Genomic DNA, 14802 nt, shown 5'->3' with positions numbered 1-14802 from the left:
AGGAGGCGGAGGTGAGACGCCATGGACCAGGGGGTGGGCCAGACGGCGGCCCCGGCGGCGGCTGCCGTCGACCAGCAGTCGGTCGAGCGCGGTTGGCAGTCCGGCGGTCCCGGCCCCCGTCCGGGGTCCGCTGACGGCCTGGTCCAGGGCCCCGAGCGCTTCGGGCCGGCCCGCTTCGGGAACCGGGAGCTGTCCTGGCTGGACTTCGGGGACCGGCTGCTCGACCTGGCGGCCGACCCGAGCCTGCCCCTGCTCGAGCGGGTCAAGTTCCTGGCCATCTTCTCCGAGGGGCTCGACGAGTTCTTCCAGGTCCGGGTGGCCGGCGTGAAGGACCAGGTCGACGCCGGGCTCCGGACCCGCTCGCCCGACGGCCTGCGGCCCCCCGACACCCTGCGGGCCGTCCGGGTCCGGGTCCGGGAGCTCCAGGACCGCCAGGCCCGCATCTTCCTCGACGAGGTCGTCCCGGCCCTCGCGGCGCACGGGGTCCGGCTCTCGGGCTGGGACACCCTGGACGACGACGACCGGGAGTACCTGGTGGAGGTCTTCCACCGGCAGATCTTCCCCGTCCTGACCCCCCTGGCCGTCGACCCCGGCCACCCCTTCCCCTACATCTCCAACCTCTCCCTCAACCTCATCGTGAAGGTCCAGGACCCGGTGACCGGGATCGAGCGGGTCGCCCGGGTCAAGGTGCCACCCCTGCTGCCCCGCTTCGTCGTCATGCCCGACGGCGAACGCTTCGTCCCCCTCGAGCAGGTCATCGCCGCCCATCTCCAGGTCCTCTTCCCCGAGATGCACATCGGGGAGCACGTGGCTTTCCGGGTCACTCGCAACGCCGACCTGGCCGTCGAGGAGGACGAGGCCGACGACCTGCTCGCCGCGGTCGAGATGGAACTGCGCCGCCGGCGCTTCGGCCGGGCGGTCCGCCTGGAGGTGGCCGCCGAGATGAGCCCCGAGCTCCAAGACCTCCTCGTGCGGGAGCTCGACCTCACCGCCGAGGACGTCTACCCGAGCGCCGCGCCCCTCGACCTCGGGGGGCTCTGGGCGGTGGTGGATCTCGACCGGCCGGACCTGCACTGCGAGACCTGGACCCCCATGACCCCGGCCCCGCTCGCCAACGCGGGCAACGAGCCGGCCGACCTCTTCGCCGTGCTCCGGGAGCAGGACGTCCTGGTCCACCACCCCTACGACTCCTTCGCCACCTCCGTCGAGGCCTTCGTGGCCGAGGCGGCCGCCGACCCCGACGTGCTGGCCATCAAGCAGACCCTCTACCGCACCTCGGGGGACTCCGCCATCGTCCGCTCCCTCATCCGGGCGGCCGAGGCCGGCAAGCAGGTGGCGGCGGTGGTCGAGCTCAAGGCCCGGTTCGACGAGCAGAACAACATCGCCTGGGCCCGAGCCCTCGAGGAGGCCGGGGTGCACGTGGTCTACGGCCTGGTCGGCTTGAAGACCCACTCGAAGATCTGCCTGGTGGTCCGCCGCGAGGAGGACGGCATCCGCCGCTACTGCCACATCGGCTCGGGCAACTACAACGCGAAGACCGCCCGGCAGTACGAGGACCTGGGGCTGCTCACTGCCGACCCCGAGATCGGGGCCGACGTCGGCGACCTCTTCAACGTCCTGACCGGCTTCTCCCGCCACTCGAAGTACCGGGCGATCGTCGTGGCCCCCACGTGCCTGCGTCGCCGCCTCCTCGAGCTCATCGAGGCCGAGGCCCAGGCCGGTCCGGAGGGGCGGATCGTCATCAAGGTCAACGGCCTGACCGACCCCGAGATCATCGACGCCCTCTACCGGGCCTCGGCCCGCGGTGTGCCGGTGGACCTCGTCGTCCGGGGGGTCTGCTGCCTGCACCCCCAGGTCCCCGGTCTCTCCGAGACCATCCGGGTCCGCTCCATCGTCGGCCGGTTCCTCGAGCACTCCCGCATCTACGTCTTCGGGGGGACCCACGAGCGGCCCCGCGCCGTCCTCATCGGGTCGGCCGACCTCATGGAGCGCAACCTGGACCGTCGGGTCGAGACGCTCGTCCCGGTTCGGCGTCCAGAGCTCCAGGACCGTCTCCTCGAGGTTCTCGAGCTCGCCCTGGCCGACGACACGAACGCCTGGACCCTCGGGCCCGAGGGTCGCTGGCACCGCGTGCCCACCCGCCGGGGCGTCAGCCTCCAGCGCACCCTCCAGGAGCAGGCCGTCGAGCGGGCCCGCCGTCGCCGCGAGCCCGAAGCCCTCGGGGCCTGAACCCCGTCCTTAGGCCGCCGGAGGCCGTCCGGAGGGGGAGGCCGCTTGGGCCTCCCCCTCGACGACCTCCTCCTTCACGTGCCGGATCCGCTGGCCCCAGCGCTCGCCCGAGAAGCGGATGCTCAGGTAGCAGGCGCCCCCAACCGGGATGGGGAGCCAGAAGTTGAAGAAGCGGTAGATGAGGACGGCCAGCAAGGCGATGCCCTTGTTCGGCACGCCGAAGCCCACGAGGGTCGGGATGAGGACGCCTTCGACGATGCCCAGGCCCCCGGGGGTGATGGGGATCACGGCCAGGATGTTGGCCAGCCCGTAGGCCACGAGCAGGTAGATGGGCGACAGCAGGACGTGGAAGGCCAGGACGCAGACCCAGAGGGACGCCGCGTCGAACAGCCAGTTGGCCGCCGCCCAGAGCACGGCCCGGCGCAGGACCTGGCGTTGGGCGGTGAAGGTGCGCAAACGCCGAGCGAAGCGGTCGGTGGCGTCCGCCAGGCGCTCGGCGTCGAGGAACGGCACGGCGCCGGCGGCTCGGCGGACCAGGTCGACCACCCGCCGGTGGCCTCGCACGAGCAGGACGATGGCGGTGGCGAAGGCGGCCATGAGGACCACCCCGACGCCGGCGGCCAGGGCGTAGAGGGGGTTGTAGCCCCGGAGGAACAGCGAGGCCAGCAGGGCCAGCCAGAAGATGGCGTTCAGCACCACCGCCGATCCGGCCCCCTGCATGGCCAGGGCGAAGCCGGTGTCGGCGCCGCTCACCCCCGAGGAGGTCAGCAGGCGGTAGCCGAGGGCTGCCCCGCCCGCGGTGCCCCCGGGGACGACGTGGCTGACGGCCAGGGTCGAGAGGTCCACCCGCAGGAGCTGGCCGGTGCTCGGCGCGTCATCCGGCAACACCGCCCGGGTCAGCTGGGCGTAGGAGAGCAGGGAAGCCGCCTCGAGCAGGAAGCCGAGCACCAGGTAGCCGACGTCCACCCGGCCCAGGTCCGAGAGAGCCTCCCGGAACCCCCCGAGCTCGGGGAGGACCAGGTACTCGAGCAGCAGGACCAGCACGAACGCCCCGACCCCCCACTTGACCTCCCGCCGCAGGTGCCGGCGGTTCGGCCGGCTCGAATCCCGGTCCGGGTCCTCCGGGGTCGACGATCCACCCGGGGTCAGGCCCGCTGTCCGCTCCGCGTGCTGCGTCGCCGGCGCGCCGGGAGTCGCAGGACCGGCGTGGTCCTCGGCGGGCTGGTCCGTCGGGGGCTCCTGGTCGCCCACCAACCCATGCTCCCACGTCACCGGCCGCCTGCCATGCTGGTGGCGTGCTGGAGGACGGGGCGCCGGGAGCAGGGGGGCGTCCCGGCCCGACCACCCGGCGGGGCCGGCTGCTCGCCGCCGCCCAGGCCCGCGGGGTGCCCCTCGCCGCCATCCTGGCGGTGGCCGGCGTCGCGGTGGCCGTGGTCCTCCTGGCCCTGGTCGTCATCAGGATCCGCCAGGTCCTGCTGCTGGTGGTGGTGGCCGGGTTCGTGGCGCTGCTCCTCGATCCCCTCGTCCTCGGCGTCCAGCGGACCGGCCTGCCGGGGCTGCGACGTCGAGGGGTGGCCGTCGCCGTGGTGTTCCTGGCCGCCCTCGCGGTCTTCGCCGGCCTGGCCACCGCCTTCGGCTACCCCCTGGTCGACGGCGTGACCCACCTGCTCAGCCACCTCGACCGCACCGTCTCGGCAGCCGAGCACGGCCGAGGCTGGGTCGGTCGGCTGGTCCGGCGCTACCACGTGGCCCGGCTGCTCAAGCAGAACGCCCCCAAGCTCGAGGCGGCCGCCCGGCACCTGGCGAAGCCAGCGCTCAGCCTCGGCAAAGGGGCGGCCACCGCCCTCGTGTCCTTCGTCGCCCTCGTGGTCCTGGTGCTCCTGCTGCTCCTCGAAGGGCCCCGACTCCGACGGGGCACCTTGGCGCTGCTGGCCCCCGAGCGCCGGGTCGAGGTCGAGCGGGTCGCCCGCTCGGTCCGCCGGGCGGTGACCGGCTACATGCTCGGGAACCTCCTCACCTCGGTGATCGCCGGCCTGGTGGTGGCCCTCACCCTCGTGATCCTGGGGTTGCCCGACGCCCTGCTCTGGGGACTGTGGGTCGCGGTGGTCGACTTCCTGCCGATGGTCGGGGGCCTCCTGGCCGGGGTGCCGACCGTGGTGTTCGCCGCCATCGCCGGCGGCCTCGTCCAAGGGATCGTGGTCCTCGTGGTCTTCGTCGTCTACAGCCTCCTCGAGAACCACGTCCTGAACCCGGTGGTGATGGCCAAGACCGTCCGGGTCAGTCCCCTCCTGGTCCTCCTCGCGGTGCTCGTCGGCGCCGAACTGGGCGACGGCCTGGGGGGCGTCTTCGGCGGCCTGGTCGGCACGCTCCTCGCCGTGCCCCTGGCCGGGGCGATCCAGGTGGTGGCCGTCGAGCTCTGGCACCGGACCGACCCGGTCGACGAACCCGGAAACCCGGATCCCGGTCGGCTGGAGCGTCGGGAGGTCGATCGGGAACCGCTGCCCTAAGCTGGCCAGGATGCGGGTGCTGGTCGTCCTGCCGACCTACAACGAGGCGGCGAACATCGAAGAGGTGCTGCGGCGGGTGCGGGCGAACCTCCCGGAGGGGTCGGTCCTCGTGGTCGACGACGGCAGCCCCGACGGGACCGCCGAGATCGCCGAGCGCCTGGGCGAGGAGCTCGGCCAGGTGGCGGTGCTCCGACGCTCGGGCAAGCAGGGGCTCGGCAGCGCCTACCGGGCCGGGTTCCGCTGGGGCCTCGAGCACGGGTTCGAGGCCATGGTCGAGATGGACTCCGACCTCTCGCACGACCCGGCCGCCCTGCCCTCGCTCGTCGCCCCCTTGGCGGAGGGCTACGACCTGGTCGTCGGCTCCCGGTACGTGCCGGGCGGCTCCATCCCCAACTGGTCCAGGAGCCGCTGGCTGCTCTCCCGGGGCGGGAACCTCTACGCCGCCTGGGTGCTCGGCATGCCGGTCACCGACTCGACCTCGGGGTTCCGGGCCTACCGGGCCGAGATCCTCAAGGCCGTCGACCTCGACTCGGTGCGTGCCGACGGCTACGGCTTCCAGATCGAGATGTGCCATCGGGTCCTCCAGGCCGGTGGCCGGGTCACCGAGGTACCCATTCGATTCGTCGACCGGGTCCGCGGCACCTCGAAGATGTCCACCGCCATCGTCGTCGAGGCCCTCGGGCTGGTCACCTGGTGGGGGCTGCGGCGCCTCGCCGACCGTCTGGCTCCCCGTCGGCAGCGCCGCCCGGGCCGAAGCGGCCGCTGAACCGTCTCCCCTGAGCCGCCCCCGGCACCGGCTGCCCCGACTCGGCGGGGCACCGGGGCGTCGAGGCGAACCTGGCACCATGGTGCCGTGCCTAGCCTGCCGGCCCGGGTGCTGGTGGTCGACGACGAGCCCTACATCACCGATCTCGTCCGGGCGGCCCTGCGCCTCGAGGGGTTCGAGGTCGAGGTGGCCAGCACCGGCGCCGAGGCGCTGGCGGCGGGCCGCCGCGGGGGAGTGGACCTCGTGCTGCTCGACGTCATGCTGCCGGACCTCGAAGGGGTCGAGGTCTGTCGGCGCTGGCGAGCCGACGGGGTCGACGTGCCGGTGGTGTTCCTCACCGCTCGGGACGCCACCGAGGACCGCATCGCCGGCCTGGAGGCCGGCGGCGACGACTACCTCCCGAAACCCTTCAGCCTGGACGAGCTCGTCGCCCGGGTGCGGGCGGTCCTCCGGCGGTCCCGCCCGAGCGACCTGGTCGCCGAGGGGATCCTGCGCTTCGCCGACCTCGAGCTCGACGAGGACCGCCACGAGGCCCGCCGGGCGGGTGAGCCGCTCGAGCTCACGGCCACCGAGTTCCGGCTGCTGCACTGCCTGCTCCTGCACCCTCGCCGGGTCCTCTCGAAGGCCGAGCTGCTCGACTGGGTCTGGGAGGACGGTTTCGAGGGCGACCCGGCGATCGTGGAGACCTACATCAGCTACCTGCGCAAGAAGGTCGACCGGATGGACCCGCCCCTGATCCACACCGTCCGGGGCGTGGGCTACTGCCTCCGCCTTCCGCCGGACGCAACCTGACCGTGAGCCTGCGGCGACGCCTCCTGCTCGGGATCCTGGCGCTGTTGGCCGTGGCCATCGGGGTGACCGATGCCGTGACCTACCACTCCCTCGGGACCTTCCTGGCCGGCCGCCTCGACGCCCAGCTGGACGTGGCCGAACAGCAGGTCTTCGACCGGATCTGGCTGGCCTATCGGCGGGCCGTGGCCGCCGACCAGCTGCGCGCCCGCCGGGACCCGGCGTCCTGGCTGGCCGCCGAGGTCGCCGGGGTGCCCGGGCCGAACTGCCCGGCGCTCACGGCCACGAAGCTGACGGCGACCAGCCAGCCGCCCCCGACCAGGCCCCGCCCTGGACTCCACCGCCCCGACCCGTTCGCGGGCGTGAGCCCCGAGGTCTACCTCGAGGTCCTCGGACCCGGGCGCCGGGTGCTGGCGGTGCGGCCCTCGGGTGGCTGCGACCCGGCTCCGGCCCTGCCGACCACCATGCCGATCCAGCGGGTCCCCGCCCGGCCGCCCCTCGGGGCGCGGGGCTCGGCGTTCCTGCCGAACCAACAGGCCTTCACCGTGCCGGCCGTGGGCGGCGCCGTGGCCTATCGGGCCGAGGCGGTCGAGCTGCCCGGCGGGGTCCTGGTCTCGGCGGTGGCGCTCAGCGCCGATCGGGCCACCTTGGCCCGGGTGCTGCGCATCGAGGTCCTGGTGTCCCTCGGCGTGCTGCTCGTGGCGGTCGTCGTGGCCCTGGTGGTCACCCGAGTGGCCCTGGCCCCTCTCGAGGAGATGGCCTCCACCGCCCAGGCCATCGCCGCCGGCGAGCTCAGCCGGCGGGTCCGCCCAGGGGACGAGCGCACCGAGGTCGGCCGGCTGGGCCAGGCCCTCAACACCATGCTCGGCCAGATCGAGGCGGCCTTCGCCGTCCGCAGCCACTCCGAGGGTCGGCTCCGGCGCTTCGTCGCCGACGCCTCCCACGAACTGCGGACGCCGCTGACCACCATCCGGGGGTACGCCGAGCTGCTCCGCAAGGGCGCCTACGCCTCTGCCGAAGCCCAGCGCGAGGTGGCGGCGCGCATCGAACGGGAGGCCGCCCGGATGGGGCTGCTCGTCGACGACTTGCTCCTTTTGGCCCAGCTCGACCAGGGACGTGCCCTGAGCCACCAGCGGCTGGACTTGGCGGTCCTCGCCCGGGAGGCCGCCCAGGCCGCCCGGGTCGGCGCCCAGGACCATCCCCTCACCGTCGACTGCCCCGCCTCGGTCCCCGTCGTCGGGGACCCCCTGCGCCTGCGGCAGGTGATCGACAACCTGCTCCAAAACGCCCTCCGGCACACCCCGCCGGGCACCCCGGTGGTGGTGGGGGTGCACGCCGAGGGGGAGGAGGCCGTCCTCGTCGTGGCCGACGAGGGCCCCGGCCTGGCCCCAGGGGAGGAGATCCTGATCTTCGAGCGCTTCTACCGGTCCCCCGCCGCCCGCGCCACCGCCGGCGCCGGCCTCGGCCTGGCCATTGTCGCTGCCCTCGTCGCCGCCCACGGCGGCCGCGTGGACGTCGACAGCCGGCCGGGCCGGGGCTGCCGGTTCACCGTCCGGTTGCCCCTGGCGCCGCCGTCACCCTGAGTCCCGCATCGGGGCAGGCCCGTGGGAGGCCCCGAGGAGGTCTTCGGCCCGCAGGCCCAGGCCGAAGAGGGCCGTGTCGAGCTTGGCGGCCGTCTCGGCCAGCTCGGCGCGGGGCGTCGAGCCGGCCACGATCCCCGCGCCGGCGAAGGCCACGACCTCGGGGCCCTCGAGGACCATCGAGCGGATCCCCAGCCAGAACTGCCCGTCGCCCTTAGCGTCGACCCAGCCGACCGGCCCGGCGTAAGGGCCGCGCGAGCCGGCCTCCAGCCGACCGACCACCCCCAGGGCGAGCTCCGTCGGCACCCCGGCCACCGCCGGCGTGGGATGGACGGCGGCCAGCAGGTCCAGCGCGTCGGGCAGAGCCTCAGGGGGCCGGTTGGGGAGCCAGCCTTCCAGCCTGGTGCCGAGATGCACCACGTGGCGGAGCACGACCGGCGAGGGGGCTTCGGGCACCACGAGCCGAGGGCAGTGCCTGGCAAGCGCCTGGGCGATGGCCTCGACGACCGCCTGGTGCTCGGCCCGCTCCTTCGGGGAGCCCAGGAGGGCCGCGGCCGTGGTGGCGAGGGCCGACGGGTCGGGAGCCGCCGGCCGGCGGGCGGTGCCGGCCAGTGGCGCGGCCAGGACCTGGCGGCCCGCCCGGGCGACCACCAGCTCGGGCGTGGCCCCGACGAACCAGGACGTCCGCCGCCCCCAGGCGAAGACCGTGCTGCTGGGCTCGGCCCGGTGGAGCTGACGGAGCACCGAGGCCAGGGGCGGGGGGCTGCTCAGGCCCAGGCGGACTCGCCGGGCCAACACCACCTTGCGGAGCTCGCCCCGCCCGATCGCCGCCAGCGCCTCGGCGACCTGGGCCTCGAAATGGTCCTCGGGGGGATCAGGGCGAGCCCAGCGCAGGCTCGGGAGGGCGGCGGCTCTCGACGACCGGGCCGGGCGGGCCCGAGCCACCTGGGCCGCCAGGGCACCCAGGTTCAGGCCTTCGTGGCGGGGGGCCACCACGGTCAGCCACGCCCGACCCTCGGGCGTGGCCCGCAGCACCACCCGGGGCACCACCAGCGCGCCCGGTTCGCCCGGGTCGAACGGCAGGCTGGCGACGGCCAGGGGGCCGGGCCCGTCGGGCTTCTCCCGGGCCAGCTGGGCCAGCCAGCGCGCGCTGCGCCGTGGCGCCTCGGATCGAAGCCCCCGGAGGCCCCCGGGCAAGGGCAGCCAGGCGGCGACCCCGGCGCCGATCACGACCTCCGCGGGTCCCCAGAGCAGGAACCGGGGCTCCTCGTCGCCAACCCCCAGCGGGCCGAGGCCCCCGTCGAGCCACCCCGGGGGGTCCTCGAGGACCGAGCGGTCGAGCTCGACGGTGCCCGACGCGAAGGTCCCCGGGTCCGGCCAGCGACCCGGCCCGTCGGGGTCGGCCGCCGCGACCTGCTCGGCGCGCGGCTGCGTCCGCGTCATTGCGGCGTCCCCGCCGGTCCCCGCCGGGTGGCGGTGAGCAGCTGGACCACTCCGGGTGCAAGCACCCGGTGCTGGACCGCCGAGAAACCAGCCCGCCGGAGCTCGGCCACCAGGGTCGCCGGCGGTGGCAGGTAGGCGACCGAACGGGGCAGGTAGCGGTAGGCCTCGGGATCCGAGAGCAGGCTGCCGATCGCCGGGGCCGCTCGCTCGAACCACAGTCGCTGCGCGGCCGACCGGAGTCCCGCCATGGGCGCCACGTCCAGCAGGGCCACCCGGCCGCCGGGCCGCAGCACCCGGGCCAGCTCCTCGAAGCTCGCCCGCAGATCGGTCAGGTTGCGCAACGCGAACCCCGAGACCGCTCCGTCGAGGGTGGCGTCCCCCAGGGGCAGGGCGGCCGCGTCCCCCTGGGCGACCGCCGCTGGGGCTCGCCGGGCGGCCAGCATGCCCCAGGAGAGGTCCACGCCGATGGCGCGAAGGCCCCGCCGTTCGAGCTCCCGGCTCAGGTCCCCGGTGCCCGAGGCGAGGTCGAGCACCACGGCCCCTGCCGGCAGGCCGAGTGCAGCCACGCAGCGCCGGCGCCAGATCTGGTCCAGGCCGAACGTCATGAGCCGGTTGACCAGGTCGTAGCGGGGGGCGATGGCATCGAACATGGACCGCACCAGCCGGGTCTTCTCGGACCCCACCGGCAGGCCCGCCGGCCCCGTGAGCCCTCGGCCTCCCCGGGCCAGCTGGGCGCCGCTCACGGCCGGACCCGACCGGCCGCGGCCCGCTCGGGCGCCGACCCGACCGCCTCGAGGTGCCGAGTCGCCCGATCCAGGAGCACCCGGGCGAAGTGGTGGGCCACGAGGGTGGTGACCGCCGGCAACAGCGCCTCGAACGCGGCCACCAGCCGGCTGGCCTGCTCCTCGGGGCTGAGGGACGGATCGGCCCGGAGGGGGGTCCGGACGTGCTCGTCGAAGAGGGCCACTGCGCGCTCGCAGATCTCGACCACGTGCTCGTGGTGCCGCCCGGCGAGGCCGAGGAGCTCGGAGAGGGGCAGGCCGAAGGAGAGCAGGGTCAATCCAGCGCGGGCCGCACTGGCGTCCTGCTCGGTGTAGCCCGACTGCCCGGCTCGCCGCACCGGCACCAGCAGGCCCTCGGCCACGACCGCCTGGAGCAGGGCCTCGGGGATGCCGGTGCGCCGGGCCAGGTCCTCCAGGTCCATGAGCTCCTCGTCCGGGGCGCCGCGGTCGCTCACCGCCCCGAGCAGGGCCTCGTCCGCGGGGTCCAGGCCGCCCTCGAGGACCCGCTGGATGACGGCCAGGCTGAGCCCCTTGGCCTGGAGGGCCTTGACCCGTCGCAGCCGCTCGAGGTGCCGCTCGTCGTAGAGAGCGACCCGGCCGGCCCGCCGGGGCGGGGGCAGGAGCCCCTTGGCCTGGTAGTAGCGGACGGTGTCCACGCGCACCCCGGCTGCCGCGGCCAGCTCCTCGACTCGCAGCTCGACCGACTCCACGACCGCCAGTCTAGGGTCCCGTCCCCCGAGCGCGTGAGCGAGCACTCTCACAGTTGCCGCTCCAATGACGGGGCTGGAGGGGCGGGGGGAGGGGTGGGAGACTGCGGCCATGGCGATCGACTTCACCTTCCCGCCCGAGGTCGAGGAGGCCCGCCAGCGGGTCCGGGCCTTCCTGGACGAGGAGGTCCGGCCCACCGAGCAGCGCCTGAGCGAGGCCCGGGCCGGGCGGGCCGAGTGGCGGGCCGAGCTGGACCGGCTTCGCCAGGAGGCCCAGCAGGCGGGTCTGTGGATGCCTCACATGCCCCCCGACTGGGGCGGCATGGGCCTCGGTCCCACTGCCCTGGCCGCCGTCTCGGCCGAGGCCGCCACCACCCGCTTCGGGCCCTACGTGCTCAACTGCTACGCCCCCGACGAAGGCAACATGCACACCCTCTTGCACTTCGGCACGCCCGAGCAGAAGGAGCGCTACCTGCGGCCCATGTGCGAAGGTCGGCTTCGCTCCTGCTTCGCCATGACCGAGCCCGAGGTGGCCGGCTCCGACCCGACCTTGATCCAGACCCGGGCCGAGCTGCGAGGCGACCAGTGGATCCTGAACGGCCACAAATGGTTCATCTCCGGTGCCAGGGGCGCGGGGTTCGCTATCGTCATCGCCCGCACCGAGCCGGACCCGCCGGTGCCCCAGGCGGCGACCTCGGCCCTCATCGTCGACATCCCCTCGCCCGGGTTCGAGATCGTCCGGGACGTGGTCACCATGGCCGGCAGCCACAACCACTGCGAGCTGCGCTTCACCGACGTGGCGGTCCCCGCGGGCAACCTCCTCGGGGAGCGGGGCGGGGGCCATCGCCTCGGCCAGGCCCGGCTGGGCCCCGCGCGCCTGGCCCACTGCATGCGCTGGCTCGGCCAGATCCAGACCGCCTTGGACCTCTTGGTCGCCCGGGCCCGGACCCGCTACGCCCACGGTTCGCTCCTGGCCGAGAAGCAGGGCATCCAGTGGCTGGTGTCCGAGTCCGCCATCGAGCTCTACCAGGCCAAGCTCATGGTCCTCCACGCCGCCTACCTCATCGAGCACGGGCGGGACTACCGCACGGCGGTGTCCATGACGAAGCACCACGTGGCGAACACCCTCTGGCGGGTGGTGGACCGGGCCCTGCAGGTCCACGGCGCCCTCGGCTATTCGACCGACAGCCCCCTGGCCGAGATGCTCCAGCAGGCCCGCTGGAGCCGGCTGGCCGACGGGGCCGACGAGGTCCACAAGTGGCGGGTGGCCACCGAGGTCATCGAGACCTTCGCCACCCAGGGCTCCACCGCGCCGGCCCTCGGCGACCTGCCGGTCTAGGGTCCCGCGGTCCCTGGCCGGGACCCTCGACGGCCGCTGGCGCGGGCGTGCCGGCTCAGCGGTGGAACCAGAGCCGCTCGTACTGCCGGCTCATGGGGTGGAGCAGGAGGGCCACCAGGGCGCCGTCGAACAAGAGGTTCAGCACCGCGCCGATCCCGGGGGCGAGGGCCATGACGACCACGGCCAGCAGCAGGCTCAAGCCGGCGAGGACGACGGCCAGCCAGTAGCCCCAGCGCTTCTCGTTGGCGATCCCGAGGCCACCCACGCCGAGGAGGATCGGCACGAGCAGCAAGAGGCCGACCCCGCCCGCCACGAGGGCGCTGAACAGACCGAGGACGGCGTCGAGGTAGCAGAGCACCACGGCGTTCTGCAGGGTCGGGGGTTGGCTCGAGTTCAGCCAGCGACGCGGTTCCATGGGCCCAGTCTGCCAGGCCCCCCAGCCGGCGCGGCGGCAGGGGCGGGCGGTTCCCCACGGGATCGCCGGGCCGGGTGGCTATGCTGCGCCCCGTGCGGGCCGACACCGACACCCCGGTGCCCTGGCTGGGCAAACGCCTGCGCCGGGACCGCCCGCTGTCGCCCGAGCGGCGGTCGAGGCCGGTCGAGCACGCCGGGGGGCACGGCCCGAGCAGCGAGCTCCACGGCCACCGGCACCGGGACATCCAAGGGGGCTGGGCCAGAGCCGCGGTCTTCGGGGTGAGCGACGGGCTCGTCACCAACGTCTCGCTCATCTTGGGCATGGCCGGCGCCCATCCCGGCCCGACGGTCGTCCGGCTGGCCGGGGTGGCCGGCCTGGTTGCGGGCTGCTGGTCCATGGCCATGGGGGAGTACGTCTCCATGCGGGCCCAGCGCGAGCTGCTCGAGCGGGAGCTGGCCAAGGAGCGCGAGGAGATCCAGCGTCGGCCCGAGGGGGAGCGGCACGAGCTCATCCACATCTACGAGAGCCGGGGCGTGGACCCGGCCGCCGCCCGGGAGCTCGCCACGGCGATGATGCGGACCCCCGAGCTGGCCCTCCAGACCCATGCCCGCGAGGAGCTCGGCGTCGACCCCTCGGAGCTCGGCTCGCCCTTCGCTGCCGGGATCTCGTCGTTCGTGACCTTCGGGGTCGGTGCCCTCCTGCCCCTCCTGCCGTGGTTCGCGACCGCCGGCTCCCTCGCCGTGGTCCTCTCGGTGGTCATCGGGGGCGTGGCTTCCCTGGTCGTCGGGGGAGCCCTGGCGGTCTTCACCGAGCGTTCCTGGTGGTGGTCGGCGCTCCGCCAGCTCCTCCTGGCAGCGGTGGCCGCCGGGGTCACCTACGGGATCGGCGCGGCGATCGGGGTGGCCGTCCCCTCGACCTGAACGGGCGGTCCCGGGGCGAGGGGCGTCACGCCCCGGCGCCGGCGGGTGCCGAGGCGGCGGCCGGCACGTCCCCGGTGTAGGCCCGGTCGACGTGATCCACGCGGAACCCCAAGGAGCGGTAGAGGCCGACGGCTGGCTCGTTGGCCGCGTCGACGTAGAGCATGCCGACGGTGAGGCCCTTGCCGGCCAGGTGGGCGAGGCCAGCCAGGACCAGGCCCCGGCCGAACCCCCGGCCCTGGGCCTCGGGGTCCACGCCGATGACGTAGATCTCGCCCAGGGGAGGATCGGCGGTGGCGTGGACCTTGGTCCAGCAGAACCCCAGCAGGCGCTGGTCCTCGACGAGCAGCAAGAACCCCTCGGGGTCGAACCAGGGCTCGGCTTCCCGTTCCCGGATCGTCTCCAGTGTCCAGCCGCCTTGCTCGGGGTGGTTGGCGAACGCCCGGTTGTTGACCGCGAGCCAGGCTTCTTCGTCCTCGCCGGGCCGGAAGGCCCGAAGGGGCAGGGGGGGGACGGGGAGGGAGAGGGGGAGGGGCACACGAAGCTGGAGGAGGTCCCGGCCTCGACGAAGGCCGCAGGCCGCCGCCATGGCGTCGGTGGCCGGGGTCGGCTTGGGCACCCAGAGGTGGACGTGGCCCCCGCCTTGGGCGGCCACCTCGCCGAGGGCGGCCCGCAGGAGGTCGGACCCCAGGGAGTCCTCGGGGCGGCGCCGCTCGGGGGGCACGACCACCTCGACCCCCCAGGTCCCATGCCCTCGGCTCAGCTGGGCGTAGCCCACCAGGCGGCCGTCCTCCCGGCTCCGGGCCACGAAGCCGGCGAAGCCGGTCCGGCCCCCGTGCACCAGGTCCAGCCACTTGTGCTCCCCCAAGGGCGCGTGGCCGTCGGCCGCCGCCACCTCGGCCAGGAGGGCCGAGACCTCGGCGATGTCGGCCTCGCCCATGCGGCGCTTGACCTCCACGTGGTGCACGCCGAGGCAGGTTAGTGGCCGGGCGCCCGAAGCGGCCGGGTAGCCTCCGGCCGTGGCGAGCCCGGTGGTCGAGTCCGAGGCGTCCCGCCGGCGGCGGGCCCGGACCATCGCTCGGCGCCTGGCGGCGGCCTACCCGGGCGACGCCCGGTCCCTGTGCGCCCTGGTCCACCGGAACCCCTTCGAGCTGCTCGTCGCCACGGTCCTCTCCGCCCAGTGCACCGACGAACGGGTCAACGCCGTCACCCCCGCGGTCTTCGCCCGCTGGCCGACCCCCGAGGCCCTGGCCGAGGCGGACCCGGCCGAGCTCGAGGCCCTCATCCGTCCGACCGGCTTCTACCGGGCCAAGGCAGCCAACCTCCTC

The 14802-nt window shown here is 74.5% G+C and carries 14 protein-coding genes; 8 read left to right on the top strand and 6 right to left on the bottom strand.

Features of this window, described 5'->3' with window-relative positions:
* Positions 1-21 precede the first annotated feature (21 nt).
* The gene (locus Acit_RS06870; RefSeq protein WP_248107297.1) at positions 22-2229 is read left to right on the top strand and encodes an RNA degradosome polyphosphate kinase; all 2208 of its coding nucleotides are present in this window, start codon (positions 22-24) and stop codon (positions 2227-2229) included.
* Positions 2230-2238: 9 nt separating this feature from the next.
* Here the strand turns inward: Acit_RS06870 and Acit_RS06865 are convergent, their stop codons facing one another.
* On the bottom strand, positions 2239-3480 hold the full coding sequence (locus Acit_RS06865) for a lysylphosphatidylglycerol synthase transmembrane domain-containing protein (RefSeq protein ID WP_248107295.1): 1242 nt from the start codon (positions 3478-3480) through the stop codon (positions 2239-2241).
* Positions 3481-3524: 44 nt separating this feature from the next.
* Here Acit_RS06865 and Acit_RS06860 point away from each other — a divergent pair, with 44 nt between their 5' ends.
* The 4 genes from Acit_RS06860 (at position 3525) to Acit_RS06845 (ending at position 7874) form a co-directional block, all read left to right on the top strand.
* The gene (locus Acit_RS06860) at positions 3525-4736 is read left to right on the top strand and encodes an AI-2E family transporter (protein WP_248107293.1); all 1212 of its coding nucleotides are present in this window, start codon (positions 3525-3527) and stop codon (positions 4734-4736) included.
* A gap of 10 nt (positions 4737-4746) precedes the next feature.
* Positions 4747-5502, top strand: coding sequence for a polyprenol monophosphomannose synthase (locus Acit_RS06855; protein WP_248107291.1), 756 nt, complete (start codon positions 4747-4749; stop codon positions 5500-5502).
* 87 nt (positions 5503-5589) lie between these two features.
* Positions 5590-6294 (top strand): response regulator transcription factor, encoded by a 705-nt coding sequence (locus Acit_RS06850; protein ID WP_248107289.1) that lies wholly within the window; start codon positions 5590-5592, stop codon positions 6292-6294.
* A gap of 2 nt (positions 6295-6296) precedes the next feature.
* On the top strand, positions 6297-7874 hold the full coding sequence (locus Acit_RS06845; RefSeq protein ID WP_248107286.1) for an ATP-binding protein: 1578 nt from the start codon (positions 6297-6299) through the stop codon (positions 7872-7874).
* Here Acit_RS06845 and Acit_RS06840 read toward each other — a convergent pair.
* The 3 genes from Acit_RS06840 to Acit_RS06830 are packed head-to-tail and all read right to left on the bottom strand — an operon-like array spanning position 7866 to position 10806.
* The gene (locus Acit_RS06840) at positions 7866-9314 is read right to left on the bottom strand and encodes an isochorismate synthase (protein WP_248107284.1); all 1449 of its coding nucleotides are present in this window, start codon (positions 9312-9314) and stop codon (positions 7866-7868) included. The two genes, Acit_RS06845 and Acit_RS06840, sit on opposite strands and share 9 nt — an antisense overlap.
* Complete coding sequence (locus tag Acit_RS06835) at positions 9311-10057, bottom strand: ubiquinone/menaquinone biosynthesis methyltransferase (RefSeq protein WP_248107277.1); 747 nt, start codon at positions 10055-10057, stop codon at positions 9311-9313. Before Acit_RS06835 ends, Acit_RS06840 begins: the two co-directional genes overlap by 4 nt.
* A complete protein-coding gene (locus Acit_RS06830) occupies positions 10054-10806 on the bottom strand; it encodes a MerR family transcriptional regulator (RefSeq protein WP_248107271.1) in 753 nt (250 codons plus the stop codon). The genes Acit_RS06835 and Acit_RS06830 overlap by 4 nt, the downstream gene beginning before the upstream one ends.
* Before the next feature lie 109 nt (positions 10807-10915).
* Between Acit_RS06830 and Acit_RS06825 the strand changes: the two genes are divergently transcribed.
* Positions 10916-12142, top strand: coding sequence for an acyl-CoA dehydrogenase family protein (locus tag Acit_RS06825; protein ID WP_248107270.1), 1227 nt, complete (start codon positions 10916-10918; stop codon positions 12140-12142).
* A 55-nt stretch (positions 12143-12197) separates the two neighbouring features.
* Here Acit_RS06825 and Acit_RS06820 read toward each other — a convergent pair whose 3' ends face one another.
* Entirely contained in the window at positions 12198-12557 is a 360-nt protein-coding gene (locus Acit_RS06820; RefSeq protein ID WP_248107269.1) for a hypothetical protein, read from the bottom strand.
* A gap of 242 nt (positions 12558-12799) precedes the next feature.
* Here Acit_RS06820 and Acit_RS06815 point away from each other — a divergent pair, with 242 nt between their 5' ends.
* Positions 12800-13477 (top strand): VIT1/CCC1 transporter family protein, encoded by a 678-nt coding sequence (locus Acit_RS06815; RefSeq protein ID WP_376746025.1) that lies wholly within the window; start codon positions 12800-12802, stop codon positions 13475-13477.
* A gap of 25 nt (positions 13478-13502) precedes the next feature.
* On the opposite strand, the gene mshD is transcribed toward Acit_RS06815, so the two are convergent.
* Entirely contained in the window at positions 13503-14441 is a 939-nt protein-coding gene (mshD, locus tag Acit_RS06810) for a mycothiol synthase (RefSeq protein ID WP_248107265.1), read from the bottom strand.
* A 52-nt stretch (positions 14442-14493) separates the two neighbouring features.
* Between mshD and Acit_RS06805 the strand changes: the two genes are divergently transcribed.
* Positions 14494-14802, top strand: a 309-nt coding sequence (locus tag Acit_RS06805) for an endonuclease III domain-containing protein (RefSeq protein ID WP_376746024.1), incomplete at its 3' end; no start/stop codon positions are given.

Origin of the sequence: Aciditerrimonas ferrireducens (assembly GCF_023130475.1) — a bacterium.
Classification (GTDB): Bacteria; Actinomycetota; Acidimicrobiia; order Acidimicrobiales; family UBA8190; genus Aciditerrimonas; species Aciditerrimonas ferrireducens.
This window is presented reverse-complemented; position numbering and strand designations above follow the sequence as displayed.